At 51.9% G+C, this 15,438-nt stretch carries 10 protein-coding genes and 1 other RNA gene; 1 reads left to right on the forward strand and 10 read right to left on the reverse strand.

All coding sequences use genetic code 11. The features are described from left to right. Nucleotides 1-59: 59 nt before the first annotated feature. From carB to HCX92_RS12300, 3 genes are all read right to left on the reverse strand, one after another. Nucleotides 60-3,302, reverse strand: coding sequence for a carbamoyl-phosphate synthase large subunit (gene carB / locus HCX92_RS12290; RefSeq protein ID WP_169295249.1), 3,243 nt, complete (start codon nucleotides 3,300-3,302; stop codon nucleotides 60-62). Between the two features lie 6 nt (nucleotides 3,303-3,308). After that, nucleotides 3,309-4,466 (reverse strand): glutamine-hydrolyzing carbamoyl-phosphate synthase small subunit, encoded by a 1,158-nt coding sequence (gene carA, locus HCX92_RS12295; RefSeq protein ID WP_169295250.1) that lies wholly within the window; start codon nucleotides 4,464-4,466, stop codon nucleotides 3,309-3,311. A 115-nt stretch (nucleotides 4,467-4,581) separates the two neighbouring features. Further along, entirely contained in the window at nucleotides 4,582-5,259 is a 678-nt protein-coding gene (locus HCX92_RS12300) for a hypothetical protein (protein WP_169295251.1), read from the reverse strand. Nucleotides 5,260-5,821: 562 nt separating this feature from the next. Here HCX92_RS12300 and tal point away from each other — a divergent pair. Next, nucleotides 5,822-6,778: a transaldolase gene (tal, locus tag HCX92_RS12305; RefSeq protein ID WP_169295252.1), complete on the forward strand. Its 957-nt coding sequence runs from the start codon at nucleotides 5,822-5,824 to the stop codon at nucleotides 6,776-6,778. Between the two features lie 39 nt (nucleotides 6,779-6,817). Here tal and recR read toward each other — a convergent pair whose 3' ends face one another. The 7 genes from recR to HCX92_RS12340 all read right to left on the reverse strand — a co-directional run. Continuing rightward, complete coding sequence (gene recR / locus HCX92_RS12310; protein WP_169295253.1) at nucleotides 6,818-7,426, reverse strand: recombination mediator RecR; 609 nt, start codon at nucleotides 7,424-7,426, stop codon at nucleotides 6,818-6,820. Continuing rightward, nucleotides 7,426-7,752, reverse strand: coding sequence for a YbaB/EbfC family nucleoid-associated protein (locus HCX92_RS12315; RefSeq protein ID WP_169295254.1), 327 nt, complete (start codon nucleotides 7,750-7,752; stop codon nucleotides 7,426-7,428). Before HCX92_RS12315 ends, recR begins: the two co-directional genes overlap by 1 nt. Nucleotides 7,753-7,829: 77 nt before the next feature. Continuing rightward, nucleotides 7,830-9,749 carry a DNA polymerase III subunit gamma/tau gene (dnaX, locus tag HCX92_RS12320; protein ID WP_169295255.1) on the reverse strand — a complete coding sequence of 640 codons (1,920 nt, stop codon included), beginning with the start codon at nucleotides 9,747-9,749 and terminating at the stop codon, nucleotides 7,830-7,832. Nucleotides 9,750-9,823: 74 nt separating this feature from the next. Further along, nucleotides 9,824-9,921: signal recognition particle sRNA small type (ffs, locus tag HCX92_RS12325), an RNA gene on the reverse strand. 72 nt (nucleotides 9,922-9,993) lie between these two features. Then, nucleotides 9,994-10,626: a YadA-like family protein gene (locus tag HCX92_RS12330; protein ID WP_169295256.1), complete on the reverse strand. Its 633-nt coding sequence runs from the start codon at nucleotides 10,624-10,626 to the stop codon at nucleotides 9,994-9,996. Between the two features lie 157 nt (nucleotides 10,627-10,783). Next, nucleotides 10,784-14,290 carry an exodeoxyribonuclease V subunit beta gene (locus HCX92_RS12335; RefSeq protein ID WP_169295273.1) on the reverse strand — a complete coding sequence of 1,169 codons (3,507 nt, stop codon included), beginning with the start codon at nucleotides 14,288-14,290 and terminating at the stop codon, nucleotides 10,784-10,786. A 4-nt stretch (nucleotides 14,291-14,294) separates the two neighbouring features. After that, on the reverse strand, nucleotides 14,295-15,438 hold a 1,144-nt coding region (locus tag HCX92_RS12340), incomplete at its 5' end, for a PD-(D/E)XK nuclease family protein (RefSeq protein WP_211182386.1).

The following is a 15,438-nucleotide window of genomic DNA, read 5'->3' on the forward strand; positions in this document are numbered from 1 at the left end:
TAATGTCTGGCAACAGGCGTAAAGAAAAAAACCGTTACGCCCCTTGCCCTGCAGCAAGATTATGCCGCGTTGATGGAAGCATGCAATGATTGCAGGGAATACACTTTCATACCCTGTGAGTCACGCAAATACTGCATACCTTCAACTGCGGCACGGGCACCTGCAATCGTAGTGAAGAAAGTAACCCGGGCAGCCAAAGCCTGGGTACGGATGGTACGGGAGTCCTGAATGGCGTTACGACGCTCTTCAACCGTATTGATCACCATGGCGATTTCACCGTTTTTAATCATGTCAACAATATGTGGACGACCTTCGGTGACTTTATTAACCGCCAATACCGGCAGACCCGCCTCTTCCAGCGCAGCAGCCGTGCCACGGGTGGCAACAAGCTTAAAGCCCAGATCGTGCAAGCCCTTGGCAATATCAACCGCCTTGGCCTTGTCCTGGTCTTTGACACTGATAAAGACCGTACCACTTTCTGGCAAAATAACACCGGCAGCCAGCTGGGATTTAACAAAGGCCTCGCCAAAGGTTTCGCCAACCCCCATGACCTCACCGGTGGACTTCATTTCAGGGCCGAGAATGGTGTCAACACCCGGGAATTTGACGAAGGGGAATACCGCTTCTTTGACCGAGTAGTAAGAAGGCGTGATTTCCTTGCCGATACCCTGCTCAGCCAGGGTTTTACCTGCCATGACACGCGCCGCGATTTTGGCCAGTTGCAAGCCGGTAACCTTGGAAACATAAGGAACCGTACGTGAAGCACGTGGATTGACTTCCAGCACATAAACATCACCGTTCTGAATGGCAAACTGCACATTCATCAAGCCCTTGACGTTCAGTGCCTTGGCCATCAAGCCGGTTTGACGCTTGATTTCCTCGATGACCTCGGCGGACAGGGAATACGGTGGCAAGCTGCATGCGGAGTCACCAGAGTGAACACCCGCCTGTTCGATATGCTCCATGACGCCGCCGATAAACACGGTTTCACCATCAGCCAGACAGTCCACATCAACTTCGGTCGCATTGTTCAGGAAGCGATCCAAAAGCACTGGAGAGTCGTTGCTGACTTTAACCGCTTCACGCATATAGCGCTCGAGGTCAGTTTGTTCGTGAACAATTTCCATGGCGCGGCCACCCAGCACATAGCTTGGACGAACCACCAGCGGATAACCGATTTCAGCGGCATGGGCAATGGCTTCAGCTTCTGTACGCGCAGTACGGTTTGGTGGCTGACGCAGACCCAGTTTTTGCAACAGTTTCTGGAAACGCTCACGATCTTCAGCCACATCGATGGATTCGGGGCTGGTACCAATAATAGGCACCCCATTGGCTTCAAGGGCACGGGCCAGTTTCAGCGGCGTTTGGCCACCGTACTGAACAATCATGCCTTCAGGTTTTTCAAGATGGACGATTTCAAGAACGTCTTCAAGCGTTAATGGCTCGAAATACAGACGATCGGAAGTGTCATAATCGGTAGAAACGGTTTCAGGGTTGCAGTTGATCATGATGGTTTCGTAACCATCTTCACGCAATGACAAGGAAGCATGCACACAGCAGTAATCAAACTCGATACCCTGGCCAATACGGTTGGGACCACCACCGAGCACGATGATTTTTTTCTTGTCGGTGGGTTCTGCTTCGCATTCTTCCTCGTAGGTGGAATACATATATGCGGTTTTGGTGGCAAACTCTGCGGCGCAGGTATCAACGCGCTTGTAAACCGGACGAACACCCAACTGATGACGCACCTTACGTACTTCAGACTCTGAAACGTCAAGCAGGAAAGCCAGGCGACGATCTGAAAAACCACGACGCTTGAGTTGACGCATCACGTTTTCATCAAGATCGGCCAGTGTTTTTTGCTCAAGCGCCAATTCGATTTCCACGATTTCCTGGATTTGATGCAGGAACCAGGGGTCAATCTTGGTTAAAGCATGCACCTCATCAAGGGTGAAACCCTGGGCAAATGCATCGCCCACGTACCAGATACGCTCGGGGCCGGGTTCTGCCAATTCAACCTGCAGTTTTTCACGGTCCAGGGTTTTCTGGTTCAGGCCATCAACACCCACTTCCAGGCCACGCAGGGCTTTCTGGAAAGACTCCTGGAAAGTACGGCCCATGGCCATGACTTCACCCACGGATTTCATTTGAGTCGTCAGGTGAGAATCGGCCTGGGGGAATTTTTCGAAAGCAAACCGCGGGATTTTGGTAACCACATAATCGATGGTTGGCTCGAAAGAAGCCGGTGTTGTACCACCCGTAATTTCGTTTTGCAGCTCATCAAGTGTATAACCAACCGCCAGGCGGGCAGCGACTTTGGCAATCGGGAAACCGGTTGCCTTGGAAGCCAGCGCTGAAGAGCGAGACACGCGCGGGTTCATTTCAATCACAATCATACGACCGTTATCGGGATTGACCGCAAACTGCACGTTGGAACCACCGGTATCCACACCAATTTCACGCAACACCGCGATGGAGGCGTTACGCATGATTTGGTATTCTTTGTCTGTCATGGTTTGGGCAGGTGCCACGGTGATGGAGTCACCGGTATGCACGCCCATGGGATCCAGGTTCTCGATAGAGCAAATGATGATACAGTTGTCCGCCTTGTCGCGCACCACTTCCATTTCAAACTCTTTCCAACCCAGCAGGGATTCTTCAATCAGCAATTCTTTGGTGGGAGAAGCCTCCAGGCCACGACGGCAGATAATCTCGAACTCTTCGGGATTATAGGCAATACCGCCACCGCTACCACCCAGTGTAAAGCTGGGGCGAATGACCACTGGAAAACCGGCCGTACCGATTTCTGCGGCAATGTTTTTTTGTACTTCCCAGGCTTCTTCCATGCTGTGAGCCACACCGGACTTGGCAGACTCAAGACCGATGGATTCCATGGCCTGTTTGAATTTAAGACGGTCTTCGGCCTTTTCAATCGCGTGCTCGTTAGCACCAATGAGTTCTACGTTATGCTTGGCCAAAACACCGTTATGAGCCAGATCCAGCGCACAGTTAAGTGCGGTTTGACCACCCATGGTGGGCAACAGGGCATCCGGCTTTTCAGCTTCGATGATTTTTTCCACAGACTGCCATGTGATGGGCTCGATATAGGTGACATCGGCCGTTTCAGGGTCTGTCATGATGGTGGCGGGATTACTGTTAACCAGAATGGTACGGTAACCCTCTGCCTTCAGGGCTTTACAGGCCTGGGCACCCGAGTAGTCAAACTCACATGCCTGGCCAATAATGATGGGGCCTGCCCCAATAATAAGAATGCTTTTTATGTCGGTACGCTTTGGCATAATACTCTACTTTTGCTGTGCCATTTGGCTGATGAATTTATCGAACAGGACAATAATGTCATGAGGGCCGGGGCTGGCTTCAGGGTGCCCCTGGAAGCAGAAGGCGGGACGATCGGTCAGTTCGAAACCTTGCAAGGTGCCGTCAAACAGTGATACGTGGGTAACACGTGCATTGGCTGGCAAAGTGCCGGCATCTACTGCAAAACCGTGGTTTTGGGAGGTAATGTAAACACGACCGGTTTGTACGTCCTTGACAGGATGATTGTCACCATGATGGCCTGTTTTCATTTTCAGGGTTTGGGCACCAATAGCCTGCGCCAGGATTTGCTGCCCAAGACAAATGCCAAACAGCGGAATTTTTTTATCGAGAAGGGTTTTAACAGCTTCGACCGCATAACCGCAAGCACTTGGATCTCCTGGGCCATTAGCCAGGAAAATGCCATCAGGATTAAGGGCCAGAACTTCTTCTGCAGATGTTGTGGCAGGCACCACCGTTAAGCGGCAACCCTTATCGGCCAGAATGCGCAAAATATTTGACTTCACGCCAAAATCATAGGCAACCACATGGTAGCTGGACTGGTTGGGCCGGGTATAACCCTTGCCCAATTGCCAGGTGCCTTCAGACCAGTTCTCGATTTGCTGGCGGCTGACCTGACTGGCCAGATCCTGGCCTTGCATACCCTTGTAACCACGCGCCAGTTCAAGTGCTTTTTCCACATCATCACCAACCAGGATACACGCACCCTGCGCACCTTTTTCACGCAACAGGCGCGTGATTTTACGGGTATCCACCTCTGAAATGGCCACGATGCCATTTTCTTTGAGATATTCAGGCAGTGACTGGGTGGCACGGAAATTTGAAATACGATCCGGGCAATTGCGGATAACCATACCAGCAGCATGTGTCTTGAAAGATTCAACATCTTCCTTGTTAACACCCGTATTACCAATATGCGGGTAGGTGAAGCTGACAATTTGCTGGGAATAACTGGGATCGGTCAGGATTTCCTGAAAACCAGTCATTGAGGTGTTGAAAACCAGTTCGGCTACGGTATGTCCGTTGGCGCCAATGGAAATGCCTTTAAATACAGTACCATCGGCCAAAGCCAGAATTGCGGTAGGGAATTCTGTGTTTTCCCCGAAAATATGTGACGGCAGCGTCATAAAACCCCAAGTTCTAAAATCAATAAGTAAACCTTGTTATTATACTGTTTTATTGATTTTCAATTAGAAATTTTACGTTTTTCTCACGAAAAAAAACGTTATTTTCTTTAATTTTCTAGGGTATCTGCACATCAAAAGCCAATGCCTCTCTTGAGGCATCTACATTAACCGTGAAAGCGAGCTTTTCCTGATAGAGGTCTTCGCCATACTCAAAGAAAGTGACCCGTATGCCATCGGACAGTTTTTTCTGGCTATGAAGCGTGGGATAGGTATAGCGGCTATTGGGCAATATGTACAGCTCACCCAGTAACTGACTGGACATGATGGGCACCCAGGCCTTGGAATTGGCGGCATTTTCAATAATCCAGGTAGGGCCTTCCGGCTTACCGGTTTTACATTTCACCAAAACCAGCGCCTTACCGGAAACCTTGATGTTTACCGTATGAAAATCAAGCGCATCGAAAGTGGAACTGTGACACCACTCGTATTGTCCCTGCAAGGGCAACACCAGTTCCCGCAGGGAAAGACGCGGATGCGACAATAATTCGGACTTTACCGGAACACGATCACTTTCCCGGTAAATGACGGTACGGTCCAGGTTGGTTTGCGCCCACTCGATCATGCGCGGCAGGCGCTCAGCCAGGCAGGCCACCGTTTGACACAAAGCCAAACCGTTATTACGGGTTTTGATTAATCGACTGATTAAGACAGGACGGTCGGTTTGTGCCTGCAGGGCCGAACTGAGATAAAGCCATTCGAATAAACCGATGGCCACCTGTGTGTTTTCACACATGCTGGCCGGCCATTTTTTTTATTTTCACGTAACAGCTCAACACCACTTTGCCCAAACCTGCTTTTTATTACCGACTCGGGAATGCAGGGATTCAGGGAGATTTCCTGAGCGGCGGACGACAAACCAACGCCCACCTTTAAAAGGGAGCGATCAAATTGCGCATATACCGCGTCCACGGAAAAGAGCAGGCCAAAAAACACCATAAATAGCCTACCCAGCTTAAGTAGCATTTACTTACAACCTTTTAATTAAATTGAACTGTTCCACAATGAAATCATATCAAGCTATCTACAAATAGACAGCCGATGTTACTATTTACCTATAATTATATTACCCAGAGTGTAAAAAAATACTACCAAAACCCATGCTTGACAAGTAATTATTTGAAGAGGCAAAAGCCTACAATTAATATGCCACCCTGTCAAACCTGAAACATATAAACGACATGACTGCACCCGGATTTTAATCCTGATTCAAAATCAGGCTATATTGTTGTATGGAATCTGAACAATAACTTCCACTATCGTTGCCATTATAATTTCTATTCTGGATACAAATATATATGAGTAATCAATTAGATGAACTGCGTAAATTCACAACTGTCGTTGCCGACACCGGAGACTTCCAAAGCATGCGTGAGCACCGTCCCACCGATGCCACCACCAACCCGTCTCTTATTCTGAAAGCCATTCAGAAAGACGCGTACCGCCCCCTGCTGGAGCAAACCATCCAGGATCATCCCAATGCCAGCACCCCAGAAACCCTGGATCACTTACTGGTAAGATTTGGCAAACAAATACTGGAGATTGTTCCGGGACGGGTTTCCACCGAAGTGGATGCCCGCCTTTCATTTGATACCCAGGCCACCATCGAGCGTGCCCGCCACCTGATTGCGCTTTACGAAAAAGAAGGCATTTCGCGTGATCGCATTCTGATCAAAATCGCCTCCACCTGGGAGGGCATCAATGCGGCACGCACCTTACAAAAAGAAGGCATCAAGTGCAATATGACTCTTCTTTTCTCGATGGCCCAGGCAGTCGCCTGCGCGGATGCCAAGGTGCAACTGATTTCACCCTTTGTAGGCCGTATTTACGATTGGTACAAAAGGAATGCGGGCAGCCAGTGGAATGAAGAAGCCAATGCCGGCATAAATGATCCGGGCGTCCAGTCGGTAACCCGTATTTACAATTATTTCAAGAAACACGATATCAAAACCGAAATCATGGGCGCCAGCTTCCGGAACAAGGGGCAAATTATTGCCCTGGCCGGCTGCGACCTGTTAACCATCAGCCCCGAATTGCTGGCAAACCTGGCACAAAGCCAGGAAGTGGTTCAGCCTGTACTGAATGCCAAGGAAGCCGGCCAGTTGGATATTGCCCCCATCAAAGCCAATGAGGTGGCCTTCCGTTTCATGCTGAACGAAGATGCCATGGGTACTGAAAAACTGGCCGAAGGCATTCGCGCTTTCGTGGCCGACTCGATCAAGCTTGACCGGATTATTGAACAGGCCCGCGCCTAAGTATTATTCGTGTACTTTTCTACCTTGCCGGGCACTCATTCAAGAGCTTCGACGCTCGATGAAAGCCCAGGCAATGGTGCCAGCATCAACGTATTCAAGCTCGCTGCCAGTGGGAATACCACGGGCAATTCTTGACACCTTCAGCCCCCTGCTTTTAAGCATTTCCGCCAGGTAATGGGCCGTGGTTTCGCCCTCGGCCGTAAAATTGGTGGCCAGGATAACCTCTTGCACCTTGCCATCACTGACACGCTCGAGTAATTTATCAAAACCCAGATCATCGGGCCCCACCCCTTCCAGGGGTTTGAGGCTTCCCATCAGCACAAAATACAGGCCACGGTAACCATGGCTGGCCTCTATCATGTTCTGGTCTGCCGGGGTTTCCACAATGCAAAGCAGACTGTCATCACGCTTGGGATTAAGACAGGTTTCACATATCTCATCCTGGGAAAACGAATGACAGCGTTTGCAGTGTCTTAAATGATTCACCGCATGCGACAGGGCAAAAGACAGCTGCTGCGCCCCTTTACGGTCGTGTTGCAGCAAATGGTACGCCATGCGCCGGGCACTTTTGACACCAACACCGGGCAATCTGCGCAAGGCATCCACCAGCGCAGATAGCGGCTCCGGTTCAGGCAAATGATCTTGCATCAGAATGGGAACTTCATTCCCGGTGGCAATGGCAGGCCAGCCGTTACGGAAGACATTTTTTCCTGGGCAGTGCTTTCAGCCTTGCGCAGGGCATCATTGAAAGCGGCCGCCACCAAATCTTCCAGCATGTCTTTTTCGTCTTCCAGCAAGGAAGGATCAATAACCACCCGTTTTACATCATTACGGCATGTCATGGTTACCTTGACCAGGCCACCACCGGAAGAGCCTTCAACCGTGATATCTGCCAGCGCTTCCTGGGCTTTTTTCATGTTGTCTTGCATTTGCTGGGCTTGCTTCATCAAGCCAGCCAATTGATTTTTCATCATGATGAATGATTTCCTGCTTCATTAATTAATGGGATCAGCCCGTATTTTAGTAGATTAAACCATAAAGATCATGATGATCAGCACGGTTTAATACTTTCGGGAACCACCTGGGCGTCAAACTCTTCAATCAGGGCATTAATAAACTCGCTTTCCCGCACGCCCTGCTCGGCCTTTTCCTGGCGGGCAGCCTGCTCGGCACGAATAGAGGCGTAAGCGGTTTCCTCTACATTTTCGGCATATTCAAACGAAACCTTTACCACCTGCCCGAAATATTCACTCAACACCGTATTCAATTTTGCTTTGGCACCCAGCTCGTTGGTGTTTTTCACCGGGATACGCAAGCGGATTTCATTCTCTTTCACGCCCAGCCATTCACTTTGCTTGGCAAACTCGGCCGCCACACCGCTTAAGGCCAACTCTTGCGACAAAACCGTCCAGTCATAAGGCGTCATTTGCTGAAGATTCCGCTCGGGCAACTGGCCCTGATGGCTGGGTATCCAGGTAGCATCTTCCTGTTCAACCGGAAAAGACGCCATCTCGGGATCGGCCAGATCCATATCAGGGTCCGGGGGTATTGCCTGCGTAAAAGCCGCTTCATCATCAGGCTCGGACGCTGCCAGCATTTCCCACTCTGCCGGGATGTCTTCCCAGGCAGGAACAAAATCGTCAGCCGTTTTTTTTTCAGCCGTTTTCACCTTGTCATTATCATTGGCAGCGGTCTTCGCAACGGACGCCGCAACATCTGAAGCCGCCTCGTTGGAGGGAGCGTCTGAAGCCCCCTCTTGACTTGCTGGCATTGTGACTGTGGCAGGCTTTTCAGCGACAGACTTTTCAGTGGCCTGCTGCCCGGGTGACGGCATGGGTAATGCCATGGGTGACGACATGGCTGGCGCAGGCAAAGCAGCCATATCGACCGTGCTGACCAATGACAGCATTCTTAAACCGGTCATGACAAAACCGGCATATTCATCGGGTGCCAAAGACAACTCGTTACGGCCATGCACGGCAATACTGTAAAACAGCTGCAGGGTATCCGGATGAAACGCCCTGGCCAATGTCTGCATATCTTCATGCAAAGGGTCATCCGCCATGAGCGTGCCCGGCAAGCGCTGCTCTATCGCGATGCGCGAGAGCAAAACAGCCAGATCGGCCAGCGCACCTGAATAAGAAAACCCCCGCATCGACAACTCATTGGCCGTATCCATCACACCCTGTGCCGAACCCTGCAATAAAGCCTGCAAAAATCGCACCAGATATTTCTGGTCGATGGTGCCCAGCATTTCGCGAACGGCAGCATCGGTAATATTGGAAGAACTATAGGCGATGGCCTGATCAGTCAAGGACAGGGCATCACGCATGGAGCCGGCAGCCGCCTGGGCAATAAGACGCAAGCCACCCAGGTCAAAACGCACGTCTTCCTGCTCAAGGACATTTTGCAAATGCCCGACAATCGCCTCGGGTGGCATTTGTTTTAAATTGAATTGCAGGCAACGGGACAATACCGTAACGGGAATTTTTTGTGGATCGGTGGTGGCAAGTATAAACTTGACATGCGGCGGGGGCTCTTCAAGCGTTTTTAGCATGGCGTTAAACGCATGCCCCGTTAACATATGGACCTCGTCGATCATGTAGATCTTGAAACGACCGGCACTGGGCGCATACACGGCCTGTTCAAGCAACTGCGTCATTTCCTCAACGCGCCGGTTGGAGGCCGCGTCAAACTCAAGGTAGTCCACAAAACGGCCTTCGTCTATTTCAACGCAGGCACGACATTGACCGCAAGGCGTGGCGGTAATACCGGTTTCACAATTAAGGGACTTGGCAAGAATGCGTGACAGCGTGGTTTTACCCACCCCGCGAGTACCTGTAAACAGCCAGGCATGATGCAGACGCTGGGTATTAAGCGCATTGCTTAACGCCCTTACCACGTGCTCTTGGCCGACAAGGGTTTCGAAGGATCGGGGACGCCACTTACGGGCAAGAACAAGGTAGCTCATGAAATGATTGTAGCCCAGAAATGCAAACGTCACCCTGACGGTGACGACTGTTTTACTGAATATTTTTGTAGATGAGGGGTGAGCCTTACTCCGGCACTGAATCTAAACGGTTATGGCTGCTTCGTTCCCGACCTGACCAGTTTCGCCGCCGACCCATGCGAAGGGGCCCACCGAAAAGCATTGTAACAGCTTTCTGGATTATTACAATACAAAAATGCCAGCCGCCCCCAAACCAGATGAAAATTTAACGCCAGCGATAGCCTACGCCCACACCCGCACCAACGTCTCCACCTGAAGACCCCACCACAGAACCATTGAGCAACCACTTGCCGTTGTCAGTTGCGGCAGAGACACCAACGGCATAACCGGACTCACCCGACCAGGTACCGCCACCGACACCCACCACTTTTTCACCCGGCAAAACGGCCTGTGGCAAATTGGCTGCGGCAATCGCGGCAGCCGTACCTTCATCAGCCTTACGTTCGGTTTGACGGATCTTGCGATTGACATCATTAAACATTTCCGTAGCTTGACCCAGGTTTACGGCATCGGTGGGCCGACTGCCCGCAGCCACTCCGGAAACCATGCGAGGACCTTCGCTACCCGCCATGGACACTTCTTTTCCATTGGCTTGCTCACCTACGGAAATCGTACGGGTTTGATTATTTTGAGTGACCGCTACGGGTGAAGAATCAGGCACGGCCTCATAAACAGCCTGCATGGCTGCCATAATGGGACTAACCGCCTGCGCCACAGCAGGAACACTGCCCAAAACGGCAACCGCTGCCACCCCACAAACCATCCAATTGCGCAACACCGTGCTTTTGTTTTTTTCTGACTCTGTTTTTTTACATGCGGCATGAATAATCGGATTCATTGGTTCTCCAAAACTAAAAATTTAGTAAACAAAATTAACTGACAAGCATTATTCCCTTTTTTATAAAAAATGTTTTATATAAACCAAGACACTAACAACTTATTACATAATTACAACCAGGCAGAACAAAGAATAATCGCTTAACCGACCGGGCCTCTTACAAGGTCAGCCAACGGTTACCATCCAGCGCATAAATAACTGCCCGGGCAGGGCGTCCGTCCAACGCTGTCAAGCACTCACAATACTCCTGGAGCTGTTTACGGTACGTTTGCCGCAGGCGGTTTTCAAACACCTCATCAGACTCATGCTCATGTTTCAGTGCCGTTTTGTAATCAACCACCAACCAGCCATCGGGGCCGGAAACCGCCACGTCCACAATCAGCACCTTGCCATTGACATCCACCAGCTCCCATTCCTGACGGGCATTGGGCTGTTGCAGCAGCCATTGCCCTTTATCATGAGCCAGGCAATTCAGCAATAAAGATTGCACTCGTCCGGTTGCCTCACGGGCCTGTTGGGGACGCAGGCCTTCCTGGAGCAACTGACGCACAATAATATTTTCAGCCGACTGGATCCGCCCGGGTGTCCAGCCTTGTAATTGATCCTGCCCCATACGGGCCAGCCAGGCATGCACGACCGTACCGACATGCGCCTCATCACGCTCTTCAAAATGCCAGGCGCCCCCCTCATGGAAGGTCAGGTCTGTTGGTTTTTGGGGCTTTCCGGCTTGCGGGTGCAGGGTCTGCATCATGGCACCGGTAAAACGGGTTAGCGGTGGCCCCACCACCTCATATTGGCCATCTTCACCGCCCTGCCCGTTCTTGGCCTGTGACACAGGCAGATAAGGGGGTTTAACCGTAAAGAAAGTATCCATTAAAGGCTGCAACCGTGAAAACAGCGTGCTGGATGCGGCATTGAGCACTTCCCCGTCCCTGACCTGCAAGACCGCCACCAAATGCAGTCGTTGACACGCCCGTGTAGCGGCCACGTATAACAGGCGGTCAAGTTCATACTGGGTACGTTTTTTCTCACGCCCGGCCAGATAGACCGAAATCGGATCTTTTTCCTCGGATGCCCTGGGCTTGATAGGCCCCAGCAACAGGTGCCCCTCGGACTGTTCAAACCGAAGCAAGGGATCAGGGTTATTGCGTGGAACCCTGTTCAGGCCATACAAAATAACTTCCTGAAACTCCAGTCCCTTGGATTTATGCATGGTCATGATGGTCACCGCATTTTGCTCGTGAGAGGAAGCAGCATACAGGCGCTCAAGTTCACGATCAAGATCGGCAGGATTCAGGCCCCCATACGGAGCAAGGTTATCCAGCAAGCGCAGCACCGTCTGCACATCGTCGTGCTCACTTTCATGGTCATAAAAAACAAACCCGCCCAAAGCGCGCCAGACAGATTCCACATGCGCGGAAAAAGTAATCACATCATGTTCAAAAGGCCGATCAAGCAAGGCACGGGCCACGGGTAGTACACGAGCCCGCTCAGCATCCGATAAATCCAGCTCCCTGGCAAGCTCCGGATCATGACCGGAACCTGTCTCGGCCAGCATCTGCGCCAGCAACTGTGGCACGGGCATTTTCTGCTGCTCACCAAACAGGGTATCCAAGGTATTCAGGGTCAGTCCGCATAAAGGCGAACGCAGCAGTGAAAGCCAGGCCACACGGTCGGCCGGGTGCGACAGGGCTCGAATCAGCTGTACCAGATCAATCACCACCTGACGGTCTTTAAGCGGCTGAAAATCCACGGCCCGCACGGGAATACCTTCCAGAATCAGCCGGTGCATCAACTCATTCAGATGGGTACGTGCCCGCACCAGAATGGCCACAGGATCTTTTTTACCCGCATGTGTTTGCAAAGCCGTCCTGACCAATTCAATCACCCTGTCCTGAGCCGCTGTCTCTGCCATTTTCCGGCTTATTTCAATCGGTAACGGTTCTTCATCAGAGGCGGCCGCTTGCGGCAGGGTATGGGGCTCGAGCAAATGGGCGGGAATATGGCTACCATAATAAAACGGATGCATCAACACCGCCTCGGACTCGCCTGCCTCATTAAAAGCCACGGATGGCGTATATTTAATGGCCCCCAGAACGGGATTATCCCTGGCCGGAAATATCCGGGCAAAAGTTTGGTTCACCCACTCCACCACCCTCTGGCGGGAACGGAAATTTTCCGTCAACTTCAATACCGTCAGTGGCAAATCATTAATGCTTTCACGGGCCACTTTCAGAAACAGGCCCACTTCGGCTTTCCTGAAACGGTAGATCGATTGCATCGGGTCACCCACCAGAAACAGGGTGCGGCCTTCGTTGGCCAGCCAGCCTGACGTCAACTTGCGAATCAGGTCAATCTGCACCTGACTGGTATCCTGGAATTCATCGATCAGGATATGTTTGATCACGGCATCCAGCGACAGCAGCAATTCGGCCGGATTATCCACCGACCCCAAGGCTTGCCCTGCCCGCCAGGCGATTTCAATAAAATCCACTTCGCCTTCACTGGCAAACACCTGCTCAAGCTGTTGTGCAGCCAGTTTAAGACATTCCAGCAAATTGCCAATAATATGAATTTGCTGCGGTGTCATCAAGACATCAGGCAAATCGGTCAAATCATGCAGGGCTTGCGCCCACTCTTCCGAGTCAGTCCGTTGTGACTCCAGCCAGGCTTGCATGGCCTCCTTGTGCGCTGTCTTGGGGGGAAAGCCTTCGTTCTTGGTCAGGCGGCTGCGCAACTGCCCTTTGCCCGTCAGCAACAGGCGGGCCAGCGCCTTCCAACGACCAATATCCGTGAAATAAGGTGACAGGGGGCTCCCATCCCAATCAAGCAACGGGTAATCATCATAATGACCGGCAGCCGGGTCGGCCAGGGTGCTGGCCGCCATGCGTGCGATGGGAGCCAAAGTGTCGGCCCAGCCCATAGGCATCAGCCCACTGACCCTGGCAATGTCTTCATCCATGGCCTGCGCAAGGGATTCCATCACCGCCTGCATGGCACCTGCCGGATCATTCACCACCTGCAGCCACTGATCCCTGAACCCCAGCATATCCACCAGCAAGGCTTCGGCAGGCTGTAAATCCACATCCAGATGCGCCACCAATGCCTGTACACATTCGGTGCTGTCAATCAGGGCCAGTGTTTTACGTGCCGCCTTGCCATACAGGGTCCGGGCATCTTCGGTCACCGAAGGCATACCCCCCATACCCGACAACCAGGGCATGGATCTCACCAGCGAAGCACAAAAAGAGTCAATCGTTTTAATGCTCAGACGTGCCGGATGCGCCAGCAAATTCCAGCCCTTTTCCTGATCGCGCTGCAAGGCTGCCCGGGCCAGCTGCCAGCTTTTTTTCTGATGCGCCGATTCCGGCTCTTCTTGCTGCAAACCCAAAGCCAGTTTTTTCAACACCCGCGCATGCATTTCCGAGGCCGCCTTGCGGGTAAAGGTAATGGCCAGGATTTCCTCGGGCCGGTTCACCGTGGCCAGCAAGGCCAGGATCCGGTCTGTCAACAATTCTGTCTTGCCGGAACCGGCCGGTGCCTGGATCAGAAACGACTCGTCGGGTTTGATGGCCCGGGCACGGGCCCGATGATCACTGGGCAAACGCGTTGCCGACGGATTGGGCGAATACGCCTGAACCTGTAAGGATTGATCTGCTGCCATCGTTTCACTCATCTTCACTTTCCTGCGCCAGCCTTAAAAAGGGTTTGACATCACAATATTCCAAATCGCTTTCCCGCCAGGCCCGGTTGATGGCCTTCCCGGCAGAAAAATCCTCTGCCAATCGCGCCATGACCGTTTGCCAGCGTTGCAGCAAATCATCCCAGGATACGGCTGGCTCCCAACTGCTGCGATCATCCAGGGCATCAACGCCCAGGTCTTCATTGGCAATACCCTTGAGTTCGATCTGACGCGCATTCAAACGGGCAAACAGCAAGCCGGCCACCGGATTGCCCTTGCCCGCCCCCATAACCGCGGCATAAAAAGGCAGCTGCAAATTAACGGGCACCTCTCGTGACCAATCCTGTTTGAAAGCCGGCGTACTGCCTGACTTATAATCAATAATCACCTGCTGGCCATCGGCCAGGGTATCCACCCGGTCCATGCGTAATGACAGCCTGACCTGCGCATGCTGCCACTTCACATCCTGCTCGAGCTGTTGCACGACAAACGGTTCACGCCTGAGCTCGATCTGCAAAAAATCCATCACAATCCGACGGGCGCGGTCTTTTTCCATTTGCACAACAGCAGCATAATCATGCTTGAGTTCCTGATCGGCAGCCAATTCCACGCACTCATTCACAAAACCCTCAAGCGAGCCGTCTTCAAACTTTTCAACCAGCCGTTCCCAGTCTTGCAACATGCCCCACACCAGCTCCATGACTTTATGCAGAAAAACACCCCGCACCCGCTGGCTGACCGCCTGCGGATAATCCTTCAACTCACGCGCCCCCAAACGGTAACGGGCAAACGCCCACAGCGGGTTGCGTGCCTGGGTTTCCAGCACATCCATGCCACCACTAACGGAGCGCTTGCCCGAAAGCGCAGGCGCCTGGTGATCGGATAAAACCTCAATATCACGACGGGGTTCTTCGCCTTTTGCACTGACACATAAAGTTTCAGCCTCAAATAATGGAATATTTTCCAATAATGATGAGGCCCTGAGTTCTTTTTCACCCTCCATCAGGGGCCAGCTTAAACGGACTTGAGGCGCACATTGCCGCAAGGCATGAAACAGCTCATCTGCCCAGGCTTTTTCCCGCTCAGGCGTGGCGCGTGGTGCATTGACCCTGCGCAGCGCGTTGACCGGC

Origin of the sequence: Advenella sp. EE-W14 (assembly GCF_012923605.1) — a bacterium.
Taxonomy (GTDB): Bacteria; Pseudomonadota; Gammaproteobacteria; order Burkholderiales; family Burkholderiaceae_B; genus Advenella; species Advenella alkanexedens.

Excerpts from the sequence above, each read along its gene's own strand:
- recR (WP_169295253.1), bottom strand. The coding sequence starts at position 7,426 with ATGCAAGATCATTTGCCTGAACCGGAGCCGCTATCTGCGCTGGTGGAT.
- HCX92_RS12300 (WP_169295251.1), bottom strand. The coding sequence starts at position 5,259 with ATGTGTGAAAACACACAGGTGGCCATCGGTTTATTCGAATGGCTTTAT.
- HCX92_RS12330 (WP_169295256.1), bottom strand. The coding sequence starts at position 10,626 with ATGAATCCGATTATTCATGCCGCATGTAAAAAAACAGAGTCAGAAAAA.
- dnaX (WP_169295255.1), bottom strand. The coding sequence starts at position 9,749 with ATGAGCTACCTTGTTCTTGCCCGTAAGTGGCGTCCCCGATCCTTCGAA.
- carB (WP_169295249.1), bottom strand. The coding sequence starts at position 3,302 with ATGCCAAAGCGTACCGACATAAAAAGCATTCTTATTATTGGGGCAGGC.
- tal (WP_169295252.1), top strand. The coding sequence starts at position 5,822 with ATGAGTAATCAATTAGATGAACTGCGTAAATTCACAACTGTCGTTGCC.
- HCX92_RS12315 (WP_169295254.1), bottom strand. The coding sequence starts at position 7,752 with ATGATGAAAAATCAATTGGCTGGCTTGATGAAGCAAGCCCAGCAAATG.
- carA (WP_169295250.1), bottom strand. The coding sequence starts at position 4,466 with ATGACGCTGCCGTCACATATTTTCGGGGAAAACACAGAATTCCCTACC.
- HCX92_RS12335 (WP_169295273.1), bottom strand. The coding sequence starts at position 14,290 with ATGGCAGCAGATCAATCCTTACAGGTTCAGGCGTATTCGCCCAATCCG.